The sequence below is a fragment of the Arthrobacter tumbae genome (genome assembly GCF_016907495.1).
Lineage (GTDB): Bacteria > Actinomycetota > Actinomycetes > Actinomycetales > Micrococcaceae > Arthrobacter_D > Arthrobacter_D tumbae.
Window position 1 is genome coordinate 1,964,533 of record NZ_JAFBCC010000001.1, and the last position, 16,918, is coordinate 1,981,450.

Consider the following 16,918-nt stretch of genomic DNA (forward strand, 5'->3'; position numbering starts at 1 on the left):
GCACCAGCTTGACGGGTGAACCTCGGCCGCGTGACCGTCGTCGTGGTTCTGTGGATAAACCGCCGCACCTCGTGCGCAAAAGTGCCGGGGAGCGACACGATCGTGGGGACGTCCCCACGATCCTGCACAAGCGCGGCGCTTTTGCGGGAGGGTGGAGAGGAAGGCGGGTGTGCGGGCGGCCGGAAGTGGGTGTGTGGCTTGCGGGGAAGGCGGTGCGCAGAGGTGCGGGCGGTGTGAGCTAGCGCTTCGACGCGTAGTAGCGGCCCAGCACCTCGGCCTTGAGGTCGAAGTACGTTCCGTCCTCGATGGCTGCGCGGGCGTCGTCGACCATCCGGATCACGAACCGCTCGTTGTGGATGGAGATGAGCGTTGCCGAGATCATCTCCTTCGCCTTGAACAGGTGGTGAATGTACGCCCGGGTGTAGTGGGTGCAGGTGTAGCAGTCGCAGCCCTCCATGAGGGGCGTGAAGTCGCGCTTGAACCGGGCGTTGGACAGGTTCCACCGCCCGTCCGGCACGTAGAACGCGGAATTCCGGGCAACCCGGGTGGGGGAGACGCAGTCGAAGGTATCCGCCCCGTTTTCAATGCCGGTGAACAGGTCATCCGGCTCCGAGATGCCCAGCAGGTGTCTCGGCTTGGACTCCGGCAGCTCGTCCGCGCACCAGCCGAGAATAGTGCCGAGGTTCTCCTTCTCCAGCGCACCGCCAACGCCGAACCCGTCGAAGTTCATCTCCCCGAGGTCCCGTGAAGCCTTCCGCCGGAGGTCTTCATACTGCGCGCCCTGAATGACGCCGAAAAGTGCCTGGTACGGCTTGTCGGACCGCACCTCGGTCAGCCGCTCATGCTCCGCGATGCACCGCTCAGCCCACAGCCGCGTCCGCTCCAGGGACTCCTCCTGGTACCCACGCGAGTTCATCAGCGTGGTCAGCTCATCGAACGCGAACATGACGTCGGCGCCGAGCTGGTGCTGCACCTGCATCGAAATTTCCGGGGTGAACCGGTGCCGGTCTCCGTTGAGGTGGGAGACGAACCACACGCCGTCGTCGTCGATGTGGGCCAGGCGCTCCTTGCCCGCCGCAACGCGGTCGTCGTCACCGGCGTGCTCGGCAGCGGCGGCCGAGTCCATCGTGATGACCTTCTTGAATCCCGAGCCAAGGCTCATGACCTGGAAGCCGCCCGAATCGGTGAACGTGGGTTCATTCCAGTTCATGAACTTCCCCAACCCGCCGGCCTCATCGAGAACATCGGCCCCCGGCTGCAGGTAGAGATGGTAGGCGTTTGCGAGGAGCGCCTGCGCCCCGGCCTCCGCCATGGACTCCGGCAGTACCGCTTTCACGGTGGCCTTGGTTCCGACGGCGATGAAGGCCGGCGTTTGAATCTCGCCATGGGGAGTGGTGATGGTCCCGGTCCGGCCATGCAGGCCGTCGCCGGACGCTGTGGTCTCGCTGAGGCGTTTACCAATGGAGAACGAAAAGTCTGATTGTGGCACCCGCCCATCTTCTCAGCAATCAGCTGCCGGCTTCTGACGGATACGCTGAAGAATGGACCTGGGCCGAGCGGAAGGACCGAGAACGTGAATGCGGTAACGGCATTTTTCCGGGTAGGACCATCCCAGAACGACCACCTCCCGGCTTTGCGCGTTGCGCTCGGCGTTGCCGTTCCGCTCGTTGTTCTGCTCCTGCTCAACCGCATCGATCTGGCGGTCTTCGCAGTCTTCGGCGCCTTCACTGGTGTCTTCGGCCGCGGCGACCCCCACGGGATCCGCCTGCAACACCAGAGCGCAGCGGCCATCCTTCTGCTGGCTGCTATCGCTGCCGGCATCCTGGTGACAGAGTACGACGCCGGCCCTTGGGCTGTGGTTGTCGGCTCCGCCTTCGTGGGAGGACTGGGTTCCGTTGCGGCGGACCGTTGGGCCCTCCGTCCGGCGGGGCCGTTCTTCCCGGTCTTCGCATTCGCCGGGACCGCCTTGATTTCAAGCAGTGCGACCGCGCCAGAGGCCTTCGGCACTGCCGCGGTGAGCGCGATGCTGTCATTGGCTATCGGGGCCGCAGGTTGGCTGCTTCCGAGCGGTCGATCCGCCTGGCCCGGCCGCCGGACGCGCGCGCAGCTTCCCGCAGTGCAGCTGCGCGCCAACGCGGCACGGTATGCAGTTGCGGCCGGAGTGGCAGGAGGAATCGCCACGCTGCTGGGTATCGGCCATAACTACTGGGCTATTGTGTCGGCTATCGTGCCGCTTGCAGCGGCTACCCGTGCCACGCGCCTGCAGCGGGCGGTCCACCGGGTGCTCGGGACCATCGTCGGATTGGGGTTGACGGGCCTGTTGCTCGTGGTCGGTCTGGTGCCGTGGCAGCTGGTCCTGGTGCTGATTGCGCTGCAATTCCTGACGGAGATGTTCGTGGTCCGTCATTACAGCCTGGCGCTGGTTTTCATCACACCGCTCGCATTGCTGATGAGTGAGCTTGCCGCTCCCGTCGCTGACGAGGGGAGTCTGCTGGCTGACCGGTTCCTGGAGACACTGATCGGGGTCGCCGTGGGAGTCCTGGTTGTGCTGTTGATCCGCGACCCGCGATCAACTAGCGACTAACGCTCAAGCTTCGAGGTTTCCAGCGGGTCCGAGGACGGGTAGTGCTGCCGGCGGAACGTGTCCCAACTGCTCCAGGCAGTGCGCAGCGCCTTCGCTCCCAGACCATAGGTTGAAATGACGACAAGGCTGGATCCCGGCCCTTCGAGAGACGGCTGATCAGCGAGGATCACCAGCCCCTCACCATGATCGGCGTACTGCGAGACCGTCAGACCAACTTGGTTCTCGGTACGGAACCACACCGATCCGGTCAGCTCGTGCCCGTCGGGGAGGTCGAGGGAATAGGAGTCGCCGGGTTGCTGCAACTGCTCGGCATTCAGCTTCGCGATGATCGAACCGCCGTCAGCAGGCTCGCCCATGAAGAAAGCCGTGCGCCGGGTGTTGGAGGGGTGACGCTCGAGCGCGAACCGCAGTTGCTGGAGGAAGGTGATCCAGCCCTCGGTGATCTCGTCCGCCTCGGCCTCCACCCGCTCAATCGTGACCACGCAGCCGTCCTGCACCGGTTCGATCCGGAACGTATCACCGCCGTCGACGGTCAGGAACGTATGGTTTGGCCCTTCGACTACGGACGGCGCGAAGAAGATGGATTGAATCTCCTCGTCCAGGGTCTCGGCCTCCCACCCATGCCATTGCCGGACCAGGCGCGGCTCCCGAAGCATGAGCCATACTTGCCGTGCATCGGCGTTGATGTGCACACTCAGCGGGTTTGCTCCCGCAACCGGCACATTCCGGGCGGGATGCTGTTCGGTGCTGGACTGTGTGAGGGAATCCGCCTGCTCGCTCATGCGCGCCACTCTACTCCCGCACCTGCCGGCTAACCAGAGGCGGCGGTCTTCCCGTTCAGGGCCCGGATGGCGAGCAGCTCATGCCCGATGCGCCGGTCAAGCGCTTCGGCGCCCAGGGTCTCAGAGCCGCCGTGCGCCCGCAGGTACAGCAGGACCGTCAGGCGCAAGCCGCGCCAGTCCTTTTCGGCCGCGGGATCCTTCGCCGACCGCGCGATTTCCCGGTCATACAGGTTCGGCTCGTTCAGCTGCCGCTGGCGCACTGCAGCAGCGAGTTTTGCCTTCAGCGGGTCTGTCTCGGCGTCGTCGGCCGTTCGAAGCGCAGCGGAATACGCAGCGGCACGGGAGTTGGCGCCGTCGTCCTGGGTGAGGTGCGCAGCGAGCGCAAGGCAGCTCTCGATCAGGTTCCAGCGGCCGAAGTTGCCGTCGAACGGCTGGTCGGTGAGCAGGTCGCAGACCCTGAGCGCGCTCGTGGCATCCGAGAGGTCCACGTAGAGCGTCAGCGCGAGGTCGCGGATGTCCTGCAGGCTGCTGCCCGACTTGAAATTGACGCCGCGGGTGAGCCGTTCGGCCAGCTCATGGACGCGCGGATTTTCGGGATGAATGGCGGCGACGTGAGCGACCAGCGCCTCCGGCGACCCCTCGTCTGCGACCATGTGCGCCAGTTCCTCGGGAGCCTCCGCCTGGACGGTCGATCCGGTGGCAATCCGCACCGTTTCACCTGATTCCAGTGTGGCCACCACCATGGCCGGAACACCGAAATCATCATGCTCGACGGCGGTGTCCACCACTTCGCTGGTGCGCTCGCCTCCCGGAAGGAGGAGCTTGCGGCCGGCGCTCACTGCCTCGGCGGCGAGCGGTTGTACCCGCGCGCCTACGTCGCTGTCGATCATTGGGAAGTCCTGCCTCACTGCGCCTGTTGCCCCCGGTTCGAACGGAACCGGTCATAAAGAAACGGTAACGCCTCAGCGGCCCCAACCGGCGTAGGCAAGGGCTTGGCGCAGGAGGCTGTCGCGTCCGCCGGAGAACTCGGAGCTGACGCCGGGGCTGAGCGCTTCCTCGGGCGTCAGCCAGGTCAGTTCCAGGGCGTCCTGCCGCGGGTTGCATTCGCCCGTGACCGGAATGAGGTACGCCAGCGCGACGGCGTGCTGGCGGTCGTCGGTCAGCCCGGTTTCCGAGGGGGAGGGGAAGTATTCGGCAACAGTGAACGGCGTGGGGCACGGCGGCAACTGGGGGAGTGCAAAGGGCCCGAGATCCTTCTCGAGGTGCCGCAGCAGGGCGGCTCGAATGGTCTCCCGGTACATCACGCGGCCGGAGACGAAGGTGCGCACCATCTCGCCCTGGTCATTGGCCTGCAGCAGCAACCCGACCTCGGTGACATATCCGAGCGTGTCGCATCGGACCGGGATGGCCTCAACATAGACCATGGGCAGCCGGCGCCGTGCCTCGTAGAGGTCATCCTCGTTGAGCCAGCCGGGGTTGGGGTCTGGGGTGCGCAGGTTCATACCCTCTGTTTTATAGCAGACGGCGGGCGCGGTGTCCCTGACTCGCTGTACTTCGGCCAATGGCTGAATAGTGGGGACGCTCAGGAAGCGGTGTTCCGGGTATAGCCACTGAGGTCTTCCTGCCACTGGTTGACCCGGAGCTCGCCGCCGTCCGGATTGGGCAGTCGCAGGGATCGCCCGTGGTTTTCGTCGGCCAGGGTCGACGGGACGAACGACTGCTGCAGCCGCTCCTGCAGGGTCTTCACGTCGCCGGAGAACTCGAAGGCGAGCTCCGTGCTGACCTTGTCGGCTCCATGGACCGCGATCAGGCCGCCGTTCTTCGCCGTGAAGTCGACCCATGACCCCGCATCGGAGCTGAGCCGCTTGCGGGCGCCGATGTCAGTGAACACCTTCGAGGCGGCTGTTAAGTCAGGTGTGTACCAGATGGGCAGGACCGCTAGCCCTTTCTCCGCCGGCGCTGTATCGCGGAGCGCCGCCTCATAAGCGAGGAACGTCCGCCCGTCCGCTGCGGTGACCTGCGCAGCCGGCCCATCTGCAGTGTCAATGACGACGGCGGCTGTCCCCGCTTCAGCGGTACGGCGGGCGAACTCCGAGATGGACCCGACCTCGAAGCTGAATTCGAAGGTCGGCTCGTCAGCGACATGTAGTGCGACCCGCCCACTGTCCGCGGCGAAAACCCGCCAACCGGGAGCGTCTTCGATGAGAGCGAGGCCGAGAGTGGTGAACAGGTCCGAGAAAGCGTCGACGTTCGGGGTGAAAACGATGGGTCGTACCCTGAGCATTACTTCTCCTCATCCTGAATGTGCAGCTTGCAATCTAGCTCAACACACCGTCCAGTAGCCTGAACCCATGGCCGCTGACCTGCCCGAACTGCTCCTGCCTGACGCCCCGCGCTGGCGGGTGTGGCTGGAGGAGAACCATGCGTCGTCGTCGGGAGTGTGGCTGGTCCTCCACAAGAAGGGCGGAGCGGTGACCACTCTGACCTGGGCTACTGCTCTCGATGAGGCTTTGTGTTTCGGCTGGATTGACGGCCAGGCCAGAAAGCGCGACGACGAGAGCAGCTTCCAGCGCTTCACACCGCGCGGGCCGCAGAGCATCTGGTCGCTGCGCAATGTAGGGCACATTGAACGGCTGGAAGCGGAAGGCAAGATGCGGGATGCTGGTCGCGCCGCCGTCGAACGTGCCAAGGCGAACGGGCGGTGGGAGCGCGCATACGCGGGGCCGGCCACCGCCGTCGTGCCGGATGATCTCGCAGCCGCGATAGCGGCGAATCCGGACGCGCAGGCGATGTTTGACGTGCTCACTTCGCAGAACCGGTACGCGCTCATCTTCCGGCTCGGTCAGCTGAAGACAGAGGCCGGGCGGAAGAAAAGAATCGAGGCCTTCGTCGACATGCTCGCACGGCACGAGGCGCCCTATCCGCAGAAGCGGAAGCCCTGAGGGCCGCGCTTCAGCCGCGGTCGGTGTAGCGGCCTTCGGTCTGCCTCGGCGCGCGGTGGCCAAGGGAGACGTATCGGCCGCGGATTGCATCGGCAGGAACCATTCCGGAGTGTTGGGTAGTGACGTAGCTGCCGGTGGTTGCAGGGCGTGATTGCGTTGTCACGTAGGCGCCGCCGGGAAGTGCAGGGCGCTTTGCAGCGCGGATCTCGGTTGTTTCGAGGGGGCGGCTCGCGAGAAGTGTCATGGGTATCTCCTGATCGATGGTTATCGGTGGTCGGGTAACGGTGCGGACGGCGCGCGAGCATGGCGCAGCACTACGTCCGTTGTGGCGACGCTGCCGGGGCTAGGAAGGATGAAAGTTCAGACGGCGTTCCGGCACTGCGGGCAGATGCCGTTGAACGTCACTTCGGCTGACAGAACGGCGAAGCCGGCGCTGTCAGACGGGCTCAGGCAGGGAGCGGCACCAACGACGCAGTCGACGTCGGTCACCTTCCCGCACCGGATGCACAGCAGGTGATGATGGTTGTCACCCACCCTGCATTCGAAGAGCGCAGCGGTGCCCGGTGGGTCGAAACGCCGGACCAGCCCTGCCTCCGTGAAGGCCGCAAGCACTCCGTAAACCGCTTGGGCGGACGTGCCGGGCAAGGCCGGCCGGACGTTCAGGAAAAGGTGCTCGGCGCTGGAATGCGGCGCCTGCTGCAGCGCCTCCAGGACGGCAAGCCGCGGAGCAGTGACCTTCAGACCGGCTGCGCGGATGATGCGCACCAGGTCTTCGTTCCGCTCGACGGTTGCTTTTGCCATGCCGTGAACGCTACGCGTTGTTTTTAGCTATTCAAAATAAGATCGGCCCATTGTGGGCGGACTAACACCGCGTGGTTGGCCAGTTAACTGCGGGTCGCGGGATGTGACCGCCGCCTGACCCTGACCGCAACGGTCGTGAGGATGACGGCGACCGCCGCGAGTCCTGCGGCAACCGCCGTCGTCGTCGATTCCGGCGCGCTGAGGGTGCGCCCCACCACAATCCAGGCCAAACCCCAACTAATGGCAGCGGCGATCGCAAAGCGTCCGCTGCCGCGAAATGCGAGGAGCGCACCGATTCCGGCGACGACGGCGAGAACGATTGCGGCCCACACTGCCGGTGGGATGCCGAAGCCACCGAAGTCCGCTGCGACGAGGGCGGCGGTGATGTTCGCGCAGACCGCCACACAGACCCAGCCCAGGTAGAGTCCAAGCGTTCCGTCCGTGACGATCCCGTCGATTGTGGAGGTGGGCTTCGTGGAGGTGAAGATGGCGAAGAGGACAGCAAGTACGGCGAGCAAGACGAGAATGACCAGTACGCTGCCGCCAAGTAAGCCGGCCTGGATCGACAGGATCCATGCTGCGTTGAGCAACATTGATGCGGCTACCCACCAGCCGAGGCGGCGCTGGCGGCGCGTGGTGCGCTGCGAGGGGAGCCACTGGTAGACGGTGTATGCGCCCAGGCCTGCGTAGATGACGCTCCAGATGCTGAACGCCGCGCCCGCAGGTGCCAGGAGTGTGGCATCCGAACTGAGCGCTCCACCGGCGGCCTCGTTGATCTGGGTGCCGCCGAGTGCGCCGGAGCCGATAGCGGTGCCGATGATGCAGAGAACAAACGCAACCGTCACGCCGGTTTGCCGGACCCGATCCGAAGTCATCGCTTCTTCCTTCCTCTCGTTATCTCCACCATAGACACATCAGCTGACCTAGTGAAAGTCGTGCCAGCCAGGCGCAGGGTTCACCTGCGGGCGGGTTCGTGGAAGAGTGCTGTCAACGTGCATATGGGGGTTCCAAAAGTGAAAGAACGACGACGTCTCGCTGGCTCTGCAGCGTCGGCTCTCCTTGCCGCTGTCCTTTTGACAGCGTGCTCAGGCCAAAACCCAACCGACGACGACGGTCTGGCGACCTTCAGTTCCATGGATGACGCTTATGCGGCGGTCGACGAAGTGCTGCAGTGCGAAACCGACCCGACTGGCGAGCCCATTGTGCCTGCGGATGAAGGCCGGCTGACCTCGGAGCAGAGACTGTGCGCCGAGAATGTGCAGGTAGACCTGTACGCGGATGCCGCTGCGCTCCAGACAGCGTATGAGATCTGGAGTAACTCACATCAGGGCACGGTCCATGTGGTTCGGGGCGCCAACTGGATGGTTGTCGACGTGACGGATGTGGCAACGGGTGAGCCATCAACTTGGGACATCGAGAGCGTTGCCGATGAACTGAATGGGGAGTATTCCGCCATCGGCTCGTAACGGAACTATCAGCTTCAGCGGACGGTTAAGTCTTCATACTCTGTTCGCTTTCGCTGAAGTTCGGCGACCCACCGGAAGGCACACGCCATCGTACGCAGGATCACCGTGACCAGCGCTGTGCTGCTCGCGCTGCTCGCCTCGGTGATGTTCCTCGGTCCCCGATTGGTCAACGGCTTGCAGGTGGACGGCGGTTCACTGCTGGGACTTGCTGACTGCACGGTGGAAACCTCGGAAGGGGACGTCGGGCTCAGCCGTGACGAGGCTCAGCTGGCCACGACGGCCGTGGCGCTCCTGGCCCGCGGCATGGAAGCTCCGGACACATCCGGAATTGACGAGGCGGTATTGGAGCGGCTGACCGAGGGTCCGCCTGAGGACGCCGGTCCCAGCCTGAGCTGCCGCGGATCAGCGGCCAGCGACCTGCCCGAAGAGCAGTTGACTGCCACCGGACTGACGCTGCGCGCGGAGCAGTTGCGCGTGGCGATGAGGGAGGTGTTCGGTGACCAGAGCCTGGGAGGGTTCGCACCGGGAGGCGTCGGTCAGGGACACGGAGCTGACTCGACGCACTATGACGGACGCGCCATTGATATCTTCTTCCGTCCGGTGACCGAGGAGAACCGGCGCGAAGGCTGGGTCCTGGCTCATTGGCTCGTCGCTCATGCAGACGATTTCGACATTCAGTACGTAATCTTCGACGACCGGTTCTGGAGCGCGCATCTCGCTCGAGGTGGATGGCACGACTACGACGCACCGGATCCCAGCAACGAGATCCTGCGTCACCTCGACCACGTGCATGTGGACGTGCTGGGTGGAGGGACGGACTGAACCTGCGGGTCTGCTTCACAGGGAGGGGGCGTGCCGTAACGATGCCGCCGCCGAACGCTCTGAGGCCTTCCGACGACTTGAATCGGCATTGTAGTGTGATTGCGTGATCCTCCCCAATACCTCTCAGACCGCCGTGGCAGTCGCCGATCACTACGACGAGCTCGATCCGGTTTACCGGCACGTATGGGGCGATCATGTTCATCATGGGCTCTGGGCGACGGGCCGTGAGACACCCGCCGAGGCCGTCGTCGCGCTGGCCGAGACGGTCGGCGATCGGCTGCAGCTAACGCCCGGCGACGAGTGCGTCGACATCGGCTGCGGCTATGGTTCCACCGCGAGGCAGCTCGCGGACACACAGAGAGTCCGTGTCACCGGGTTCACCCTTTCCGCTGAGCAGGCCAACTACGCTGCCGAGCATCCCGAACCCAACGTGGACATTCAAGTCCGCGACTGGCTCGACAACGGGCTGAGCGACGCTTCGGCCCATGCCGCATGGGCGATCGAGTCGAGCGAGCACATGGTCGACAAGCCCCGGTTCTTCGCCGAAGCGCATCGCGTGCTGTCGCCCGACGGCCGCTTGGTCGTGTGCGCGTGGCTCGCAGAGACGGATGCGAGCGGTTGGAAGGTTCGGCACCTGCTCGAGCCGATTTGCCGCGAGGGACGCCTGCCCTCGATGGGCACTCGCGAGGAGTATGAGGCGATGGCAATGGCGGCGGGTTTCGTGGTCACTGACTATGAGGATGTCAGCGGCCGGGTTGCGCGCACCTGGACGATTTGCGCCCGTCGACTCGTGAAGGCCTTGCTCCTCGACCGCGAGACCCGGCATCTCGCCCTTGGCGCACGAAATCGAATCTTTGTTCTGAGCATTCCACGTCTGATCCTGGCCTACCGCACCGGCGCGATGCGCTATGGAATATTCACCCTGTCGAAAGCCGACGACGACGCAACGCCACCCCAGCCCGGTGAACCGACTCTGTGAACATAGACCCCTGACGACCGCCTCATGTTTGAAGTAAATTTGGGCCCATGAATCCCCAGCACCTCCTGGTCGAGGCTTCGGATGGCAGTCAGCTCGCTGTGAGCCGGTGGCAAGCCCCGGGACCTGCAATCGTCTTCTTACACGCTGGTGTAGCGGATAGACGTTCCTGGACCGCGGTCGCGGATGCCCTCCAGAATGATGGTTTCGAGCTGATCGCCTACGACAGGCGGGGTTACGGTGACACCCCGGCCGCTACCGAGTCTTCATCATTCACGCACGTTGAAGATCTGCTCACTATCATCGACAACCTGGGCCTCGAGCGAGTCCTCCTCGTTGGCAACTCGATGGGTGGGGCAGTCGCGCTCGATACTGCGCTGATGCACCCTGATCGAGTGAAGGGACTGGTACTCATCGGTGCTGCGGTGTCTGGCATGACCGACGAGGACACTCCGTTTGACTGGGAGCCGGATGACGCGTCCGGACCGCTCATGGCGCGCGCAGATGACCTAAAGGCGACAGATGAGAACAGGATTCGTGCGCTTGCTCATCTGTGGCTGGATGGGCCAAGGGCCGCGGAAGGCCGAGTCGCGGGTGAAGCCCGTGACCTCTTCAATGCTATGAACCGGAAGATTCTCGCGGTCGCTGCGCCAGACTCAGCCGGCAGCAGCGGTACTGATGCCTGGACCCGACTCGGTGAGGTGGGCGTGCCGGTGCTGTGCACCTGGGGTGATCTCGATCTGCCCTGTGATGTGCCGTTCTACGAGGAGACAGCACGCCGGATCGGGCAAGGGGCCGTACAGGTCTTACCCGACGTGGCACACCTGCCCGGCCTCGAGAAGCCCGCCCTCATCGCAGAGTTGGTGCGAGAAAGGGCGCGCTGATGGATGCCGTCTCGGGAAGACCGATGCCATGCGCAACCTGACCTTCGCCATGAACCTGAGCTTGGACGGCTATATCGCCGCGCCGGGCGACGAACTCGGCTGGAGCGTTTCGAGCAACGAACTGTTCCAATGGTGGTCCGACCGCGTGGGCTCGACGGATTTGGCGCTATACGGGCGCAAACTGTGGGAGACGATGAGCTCACACTGGCCGACGGCGGACCAGCAGCCAGACGCAACACCGGCGCAGATTGAGTACGCGGGCCGCTGGCGGGACATGCGGAAAGTGGTGTTCTCCTCGACAATCAGCACGGTTGACTGGAACACCCGCTTGGTTACCGGCGACGCGGTTGGCGAGATCACCAGACTCAAAGCCGACGACGGCGGACCCATGGACATCGGCGGTGCCACCCTGGCCGCAGCGGCTATGCGGGCAGGGCTGATCGACGAGTACGTACTTGTCACCCATCCGGTGTTGGTGGGCGGCGGCACGCCGGTCTTCACTGCGCTGGACAACTGGGTGAACCTGAGCCTTGCAGAGGCCCGGTCGTTTCCCGGCGGTGTGATCCTGACCAGGTACGAGACCAGGCGCTGAGTGCCGGCGCCGGGTCATGAAATTCCTGAGCATAAAGTAGGCGGATGGCTGCAAACGCGAAAAAGTCTGAGGTCATCGATGGTTACACCGTCAAGTACCACGCGAACGGTACTACCCGGTGGTCGAAGGGATGCATCGAGAATGGGAATCCGGTCGGCTACTGGGAGTGGTACCGAATAGATGGCACCGTAAAGCGGTCTGGATATTTTGACGCGGGCGAGCCGGTGGGGCAATGGACCACATATGACAAAGACGGCAAGCCATACAAAGTGACTGATCGCGGCCATGTCAGTGCAAAGCTGCCAGACCAGGACCCTGGGCCGGATCCAAGAAGCGGGTAAGGCCTGCGAGGAAGGTACCTATCCGAAAATTCACTGGGGGAAGATGAAGGATCTAAGACTGATCGGCATTATCATCTTGGCTGGTGGAGCGACCCCTTGCTGTGGCTATGTTCGCCTTAATGCTGTACTCACGGATCCTTCACCCGAATTCGGTGCCCATTCTCCCTGGACTCTTGCTCATTCTCGGTGGCGGTGTTGGAGCGACTGGCGCAATCCTGCTGACTATCGCCACGGTTGGGCTGCATCGCAACAAGAACTCCAGAAGCTAAACGCGAAGAGTGTTCGCTGAGGGATCGTTCCTCGATGACTCCGCCCAGCCTAATGACGATGCGGCAGACGCTAGCTAAAGAACCTTGATAATCGTTAGTCTCGGCCCATGACCGGATTCCCTCAAATACTGCACACGGTTCTCGACACAACTGACGTGCGAGGACTGGCGGAGTTCTACCGCCAGCTTCTCGGCCTCCAGTACCGGCCAGGGGACGAGCCCGCGGATGAGAGCACGCCAGATGATGTCGATTGGCTCGTTCTCACTGATGGACAGGGCAACCGCAAACTCGCTTTTCAGCACGTCGATCATTTAGAGCGGACTACATGGCCCTTGCCGGATGTGCCGATGCAGATGCACCTCGATCTGACCGTTCCTGACCGGGACACACTCGAGCATCACCATTCCAGGGCGCTGTCATTAGGGGCAGAGCTCCGCTTCGATCGCACAGACGATCCGAACGAGCCGTTATACGTTTACGCCGATCCGGCCGGTCATCCGTTTTGCATCTTCTTAGCCTGAAGCGCGGATGAATCGTCTGCTGGCCCGTTGAAGGATCCTTGAAGCCACGTGAGGGATGGGGTGTGATGGTCCTGAAGCTAACGGGTTATTGTTGGACGCCGGCGCTCATTTGTAAGCTGCGTTCGGTTCGGCGCTCGAGTTGATTGGTTGTGGGGAGGGGTTGCTTGATCCAGCGCCATCAGGGCGGCTCCTTGCAGTCCTGCCCTTGAGGCCATGTTGGAGAGGGATATTGTTGGTGTGCGTCGCCATTGCAGACGTTGGGTGATTGCTGTGCGAAGCGGATGGAGCAGGTTGTTGCCAGCTCGGGCGAGCCCTCCACTGATGACGACTTCCTGCGGGTCGAGCACGGCGGTGAGATTGCTGATCCCGGTGGCTAGGGCCGCGATGGCGTCGGCCCATACGTGGGCGGCCACCCTGTCGGTGTTGAGCAGGGTGGGTATTTCGGAGGTGTGGTGTGCCTGTGTGCCGCCGGCGGCACGGTAGCGGCGGAGGATGGCGGACGCTGATGCGTAGGTTTCCAGGCACCCTTTCTGTCCGCAGGGGCACGGTTCACCATCTGGCACGGAAATCGTGTGACCGAATTCGCCGGCTGCTCCTTCATAGCCGCTCACGATGCGTCCTTGTGTGATGATGGCGGCGGCGACACCGGTGCCGATGGGTATGACGATCAGATCCTGCAGGTGCGGGCGGATGTTCAGTTCTGCCCGAGCTGCCGCCCGTGCGTCGTGGTCTATGACCACTGGCAGCGCGACGGCCTCCTGGAGGAGCGCGCGCAGGTTGATGTCATGCCAGCCGAGGTTCGCCGCGTAGCGGATGATTCCGCGGGAGGAGTCGACGAAGCCGGGGGTGCCGATGCCGACGGTTTGTGGCTCCAAGCCAAGGTTATTCGCCTCGCGACGCAGCAGATGCAGCAGATGCAGCAGATTCTCCAAGGGGGTGTGTCCGGATTCGAAGGTAGGCCGAGTGCGATGGAGGATTTGCTGGCTTGTGCTGGTGAATATGCCGCCTTTGATGGTTGTGCCGCCGATGTCCACCGCGAGGACGCTCCCGGTTCCTTCCTTCGGGGACTTAGCGGGTGCTTGAGGCGTCTGGTGGCGGATTGGATTCATTGGGGCTCAGGCGGACTTGCTGGTTCCGGTGCCGAGTTCCGCGACAGATCGTTCGATACGTGCCGGTGCCAGCAGTTCCTCAAGGATGAGGTTTATGGCTCCGAGGATCCCGGCGTCTGCGGGGTTCTGGCTCGCCCGGATGTCCAGACTGTCGGCGGCGAGGGGCAGTACCTGTTGGAAGAGTTCCGCCCGGATGGCTGCGACGAGCACGGAAGAGGACGACAGTGTTCCGCCCAGCACCACTTCATTGGGGTTGAAGAAGTTCACGATCGAGGACAGGACTCCTCCGATTTGGGCTCCCGCTTCACGCAGCACCTTTACGGCTGCCGGCTCGGCGTTGCTGCCGAGCGCGACGACGTCGTTGGTGCTCTGAAGGTCGAAACCGAGCTCCCGCAGCCGAGGGATGAGCGCGCCACCGCTGGCGACGGACTCCAAACAGTTGGTCGATACGCAGCTGCAGCTGATAGTCGAGGTTCCGTTGACTGCGGTGTGGCTGATTTCACCTGCGGCACCGCCAGCGCCGCGGTGCAATTTGCCGCCGCTGACTATTCCGCAGCCTATGCGTGTGCCGAGTTTGACCGCCAGCAGGTGCTGCGGCTTTTGCCTGCCGGTCGCCGCGCCATACTCGCCCAGTGCCAGCAGATTCGCGTCATTTTCCACCAGGACCGGGATCTGCGTGTAGGCGGACATCAGTTCGGGCAGGTTGCTTTTGTGCCAGTTGGGCATGAAAGAGGGGAGGATGACACGCCCGCTCGGATACTCGATCGGGCCGGGTAGGCCGATCGCCGTCCCCTTAAGGTCCAGCTCCGTTAGGCCTCGACTATGGGTAAGTTCCAGCACGTTCTCCCACAGGAGGCGCGCGGTGAGCTCCGGCCCTCCGGCTGTGTCTACGGGGCCTTCCTGGGTGGCGAGGATGGTGCCTGTGACGTCTGCCAGGGCCATCCTTACATGATGCGCACCAAGGTCGGCCACCGCGACTACACCGTAGGAGGCTGCGACCGTCAATTGCCGCGCCCGTCGACCGCCAGTTGATTTTTCGGGACCGATTTCCGCTAGGAGGCCTGCGGCCTCCAGCTGCTCCACGCGCAGTGAAATGGTCGAGGGAGCCAGTCCTGTGACCCGTGCAAGAGCTGATCTGGAAGTGGCTGAACCATCGCGAATCATGCGGAAGATGTCGCCGACGGATCCAGGCGTGAAGTCAGCCTCCACATAGCGCGCGGGGTTCTGCATGTCCTCGACTATATCGGAACTATCGGCTTAAGTGGATCTGAATTCGGACTACAACAAACACACTTCGAATGATAGGGTTCGATTACCGAACAAAGTTAGTGACCTACGACACTCACTCGGGCTTAGTTGCGCGGCACGACTCACACAATACGAGGCGGTATTGATGATCATTGAGGTTTGCTTCAGAAAGTACGGCAGTGCTGGGGGCCGTCGGTGACCCCGCATTCCCGCAGCATGCTGACAAACACCGACGCCTCTGTTCCGGCCGGAGCCCCTGAAACGGCGCTGTACGCTGAGGGTATTGTCGCCGGGACCGACGGGCCGGTCCTCGTTCCCGAAGGCACCTCCTGCCGCCGTATCCCGGGTACCAACTTGCTCCACTCAGACGGAGCCTGGCTCGACGGGGCACTCCGCCCAACACCTGGCGTCGTGGCATCCCTTCGAAGGAAGCTTCAATCGGCGGACCTACCCACCGGCAACGGCCGCTACTACGACATGGCCGAGACGGCGTTGTTGGACGTGATGGCGCTACAGAACCCGCGCGGCGCCATCGTGGCCGCTGCCAGTCCGTACTGGCGGTTCGTGTGGCCCAGAGATAACGCCTTCGCAGTCGTTGCGTTAGCGCTCACGGGAATGCATGCCAACATGTGGGCGGCCCTTCGCTACGTCTACTCCATGCAGGAGGCGGACGGGCAGTTCGAAGCACGCTACTTACCGGACGGGTCCGGGCGAGTCCCGGATCAGCGTGGACGGCAGCACGACGGCCTTGGACTCACCCTCTGGGCAACCTGGGTGGTCATACAGCTTTCCCCCCAAGATCAAGTCGATGACCAGCTTCCGCGGCTGAGAAGCGGTATCATCGCCGGTATTCGAGCCGCAGTACAAGTCGCCGCGGAGGAGGACGGTCTCCCGCGCCCAGGGCAGGACTACTGGGAACTGGATCATCCGGAGGCCTCGCTCGGCCTCGCGGCGCCGCTGCTGGCCGGTCTTCTCGCCGGGGCTGATCTAGCACGTCGCGTAGGTGAACCGGCATTGAGTGATGCCGCTAAAGCAGGGGCGACCAGCCTCTATCGAACAATTCATCCCGTCTACGGCCGCAACGGATACCAACGCTTCCCCTCGGGCGGTGGCTTCGATGCATCCGTGGCGTACCTCCTTCCCCCCTTCATCAGCGCGCCAAACGACTCCACTGAAGGCTCCGGCATCATCGACGCGTGGAAGCGCTCTCTACGCGCGCTTGAGCAACCCAACGGTGGCTTGCGCCCGGGACAGGAATGGCCCGACCCGGATACGGCCTGGACACCCCAAACTGCACTATTCGCTCTGACGGCCGCATCACTCAACCAAAGTCAGACTGCGCACTTCCTGCTGGACTGGCTAGACAACCACAGGACCCGCATGGGATCACTTCCCGAGAAGGTCACCGCGATGGGCGAACCGGCAGCGGTCGCGCCACTGGGCATGGTTTCCGGGCTGGTACTGACCGCGCTTGCCATCCTAGACGGGGCCAAGATCCCTCGGCTCTCGCCGCCTTCGAGCGGTGAATCTGAACCTGTTTCAAACACTCGTCCCGATAAAGAACCCAAACAAAGGTGAAGA

Annotated in this window: 20 protein-coding genes; 10 read left to right on the forward strand and 10 right to left on the reverse strand. The window is 63.5% G+C overall.

Going from position 1 to position 16,918, the window contains the following annotated elements; translation table 11 throughout:
* Positions 1-238: 238 nt before the first annotated feature.
* Complete coding sequence (gene tgt / locus JOD47_RS09490) at positions 239-1,489, reverse strand: tRNA guanosine(34) transglycosylase Tgt (RefSeq protein ID WP_307836251.1); 1,251 nt, start codon at positions 1,487-1,489, stop codon at positions 239-241.
* A gap of 84 nt (positions 1,490-1,573) precedes the next feature.
* On the opposite strand from tgt, the gene JOD47_RS17775 reads away from it, so the two are divergent.
* On the forward strand, positions 1,574-2,584 hold the full coding sequence (locus JOD47_RS17775) for an FUSC family protein (RefSeq protein WP_204533819.1): 1,011 nt from the start codon (positions 1,574-1,576) through the stop codon (positions 2,582-2,584).
* Here the strand turns inward: JOD47_RS17775 and JOD47_RS09500 are convergent.
* From JOD47_RS09500 to JOD47_RS09515, 4 genes are all read right to left on the reverse strand, one after another.
* Entirely contained in the window at positions 2,581-3,366 is a 786-nt protein-coding gene (locus JOD47_RS09500) for an SRPBCC family protein (protein WP_239548058.1), read from the reverse strand. The two genes, JOD47_RS17775 and JOD47_RS09500, sit on opposite strands and share 4 nt — an antisense overlap.
* 29 nt (positions 3,367-3,395) lie before the next feature.
* Positions 3,396-4,256 (reverse strand): DUF6707 family protein, encoded by an 861-nt coding sequence (locus JOD47_RS09505; RefSeq protein ID WP_204533821.1) that lies wholly within the window; start codon positions 4,254-4,256, stop codon positions 3,396-3,398.
* Between the two features lie 72 nt (positions 4,257-4,328).
* On the reverse strand, positions 4,329-4,868 hold the full coding sequence (locus tag JOD47_RS09510; RefSeq protein ID WP_204533823.1) for an NUDIX hydrolase family protein: 540 nt from the start codon (positions 4,866-4,868) through the stop codon (positions 4,329-4,331).
* 80 nt (positions 4,869-4,948) lie between these two features.
* The gene (locus JOD47_RS09515; RefSeq protein ID WP_204533825.1) at positions 4,949-5,650 is read right to left on the reverse strand and encodes a VOC family protein; all 702 of its coding nucleotides are present in this window, start codon (positions 5,648-5,650) and stop codon (positions 4,949-4,951) included.
* Positions 5,651-5,717: 67 nt separating this feature from the next.
* Here JOD47_RS09515 and JOD47_RS09520 point away from each other — a divergent pair, with 67 nt between their 5' ends.
* Complete coding sequence (locus JOD47_RS09520) at positions 5,718-6,308, forward strand: YdeI/OmpD-associated family protein (protein ID WP_204533827.1); 591 nt, start codon at positions 5,718-5,720, stop codon at positions 6,306-6,308.
* A gap of 10 nt (positions 6,309-6,318) precedes the next feature.
* Here the strand turns inward: JOD47_RS09520 and JOD47_RS09525 are convergent, their stop codons facing one another.
* From JOD47_RS09525 to JOD47_RS09535, 3 genes are all read right to left on the reverse strand, one after another.
* Positions 6,319-6,552 carry a hypothetical protein gene (locus JOD47_RS09525; RefSeq protein ID WP_204533829.1) on the reverse strand — a complete coding sequence of 78 codons (234 nt, stop codon included), beginning with the start codon at positions 6,550-6,552 and terminating at the stop codon, positions 6,319-6,321.
* A 116-nt stretch (positions 6,553-6,668) separates the two neighbouring features.
* Positions 6,669-7,109 carry a Fur family transcriptional regulator gene (locus tag JOD47_RS09530; protein ID WP_204533831.1) on the reverse strand — a complete coding sequence of 147 codons (441 nt, stop codon included), beginning with the start codon at positions 7,107-7,109 and terminating at the stop codon, positions 6,669-6,671.
* 83 nt (positions 7,110-7,192) lie between these two features.
* Positions 7,193-7,984, reverse strand: coding sequence for a TspO-related membrane protein (locus JOD47_RS09535; protein ID WP_204533833.1), 792 nt, complete (start codon positions 7,982-7,984; stop codon positions 7,193-7,195).
* 138 nt (positions 7,985-8,122) lie between these two features.
* On the opposite strand from JOD47_RS09535, the gene JOD47_RS09540 reads away from it, so the two are divergent.
* From JOD47_RS09540 to JOD47_RS09570, 7 genes are all read left to right on the forward strand, one after another.
* Positions 8,123-8,575: a hypothetical protein gene (locus tag JOD47_RS09540; RefSeq protein ID WP_204533835.1), complete on the forward strand. Its 453-nt coding sequence runs from the start codon at positions 8,123-8,125 to the stop codon at positions 8,573-8,575.
* A gap of 105 nt (positions 8,576-8,680) precedes the next feature.
* A complete protein-coding gene (locus JOD47_RS09545; protein ID WP_307836252.1) occupies positions 8,681-9,397 on the forward strand; it encodes a VldE C-terminal domain-containing protein in 717 nt (238 codons plus the stop codon).
* A 103-nt stretch (positions 9,398-9,500) separates the two neighbouring features.
* A complete protein-coding gene (locus tag JOD47_RS09550) occupies positions 9,501-10,376 on the forward strand; it encodes a class I SAM-dependent methyltransferase (protein ID WP_204533837.1) in 876 nt (291 codons plus the stop codon).
* A gap of 47 nt (positions 10,377-10,423) precedes the next feature.
* A complete protein-coding gene (locus tag JOD47_RS09555) occupies positions 10,424-11,257 on the forward strand; it encodes an alpha/beta fold hydrolase (protein WP_204533839.1) in 834 nt (277 codons plus the stop codon).
* 28 nt (positions 11,258-11,285) lie between these two features.
* On the forward strand, positions 11,286-11,849 hold the full coding sequence (locus tag JOD47_RS09560; protein WP_204533841.1) for a dihydrofolate reductase family protein: 564 nt from the start codon (positions 11,286-11,288) through the stop codon (positions 11,847-11,849).
* Positions 11,850-11,893: 44 nt separating this feature from the next.
* Positions 11,894-12,190 (forward strand): toxin-antitoxin system YwqK family antitoxin, encoded by a 297-nt coding sequence (locus tag JOD47_RS09565; RefSeq protein ID WP_204533843.1) that lies wholly within the window; start codon positions 11,894-11,896, stop codon positions 12,188-12,190.
* Between the two features lie 376 nt (positions 12,191-12,566).
* A complete protein-coding gene (locus JOD47_RS09570) occupies positions 12,567-12,980 on the forward strand; it encodes a VOC family protein (RefSeq protein WP_204533845.1) in 414 nt (137 codons plus the stop codon).
* Positions 12,981-13,057: 77 nt separating this feature from the next.
* On the opposite strand, the gene JOD47_RS09575 is transcribed toward JOD47_RS09570, so the two are convergent.
* A complete protein-coding gene (locus JOD47_RS09575) occupies positions 13,058-14,089 on the reverse strand; it encodes an ROK family protein (RefSeq protein ID WP_204533847.1) in 1,032 nt (343 codons plus the stop codon).
* Between the two features lie 6 nt (positions 14,090-14,095).
* Positions 14,096-15,319 (reverse strand): ROK family transcriptional regulator, encoded by a 1,224-nt coding sequence (locus JOD47_RS09580; RefSeq protein ID WP_204533849.1) that lies wholly within the window; start codon positions 15,317-15,319, stop codon positions 14,096-14,098.
* Positions 15,320-15,553: 234 nt separating this feature from the next.
* Here JOD47_RS09580 and JOD47_RS09585 point away from each other — a divergent pair, with 234 nt between their 5' ends.
* Positions 15,554-16,915: a glycoside hydrolase family 15 protein gene (locus JOD47_RS09585; protein WP_204533850.1), complete on the forward strand. Its 1,362-nt coding sequence runs from the start codon at positions 15,554-15,556 to the stop codon at positions 16,913-16,915.
* The last annotated feature ends 3 nt before the right edge of the window (positions 16,916-16,918 follow it).

Bases quoted from the DNA above. Each gene is read 5' to 3' on its own strand.
- JOD47_RS09570 (WP_204533845.1), top strand. From the start codon at position 12,567: ATGACCGGATTCCCTCAAATACTGCACACGGTTCTCGACACAACTGAC.
- JOD47_RS09565 (WP_204533843.1), top strand. From the start codon at position 11,894: ATGGCTGCAAACGCGAAAAAGTCTGAGGTCATCGATGGTTACACCGTC.
- JOD47_RS09505 (WP_204533821.1), bottom strand. From the start codon at position 4,256: ATGATCGACAGCGACGTAGGCGCGCGGGTACAACCGCTCGCCGCCGAG.
- JOD47_RS09530 (WP_204533831.1), bottom strand. From the start codon at position 7,109: ATGGCAAAAGCAACCGTCGAGCGGAACGAAGACCTGGTGCGCATCATC.
- JOD47_RS09535 (WP_204533833.1), bottom strand. From the start codon at position 7,984: ATGACTTCGGATCGGGTCCGGCAAACCGGCGTGACGGTTGCGTTTGTT.
- JOD47_RS09520 (WP_204533827.1), top strand. From the start codon at position 5,718: ATGGCCGCTGACCTGCCCGAACTGCTCCTGCCTGACGCCCCGCGCTGG.
- JOD47_RS09555 (WP_204533839.1), top strand. From the start codon at position 10,424: ATGAATCCCCAGCACCTCCTGGTCGAGGCTTCGGATGGCAGTCAGCTC.
- JOD47_RS09510 (WP_204533823.1), bottom strand. From the start codon at position 4,868: ATGAACCTGCGCACCCCAGACCCCAACCCCGGCTGGCTCAACGAGGAT.
- JOD47_RS09525 (WP_204533829.1), bottom strand. From the start codon at position 6,552: ATGACACTTCTCGCGAGCCGCCCCCTCGAAACAACCGAGATCCGCGCT.
- JOD47_RS09515 (WP_204533825.1), bottom strand. From the start codon at position 5,650: ATGCTCAGGGTACGACCCATCGTTTTCACCCCGAACGTCGACGCTTTC.
- JOD47_RS09500 (WP_239548058.1), bottom strand. From the start codon at position 3,366: ATGAGCGAGCAGGCGGATTCCCTCACACAGTCCAGCACCGAACAGCAT.
- JOD47_RS09580 (WP_204533849.1), bottom strand. From the start codon at position 15,319: ATGCAGAACCCCGCGCGCTATGTGGAGGCTGACTTCACGCCTGGATCC.
- JOD47_RS09560 (WP_204533841.1), top strand. From the start codon at position 11,286: ATGCGCAACCTGACCTTCGCCATGAACCTGAGCTTGGACGGCTATATC.
- JOD47_RS09585 (WP_204533850.1), top strand. From the start codon at position 15,554: ATGCTGACAAACACCGACGCCTCTGTTCCGGCCGGAGCCCCTGAAACG.
- JOD47_RS09575 (WP_204533847.1), bottom strand. From the start codon at position 14,089: ATGAATCCAATCCGCCACCAGACGCCTCAAGCACCCGCTAAGTCCCCG.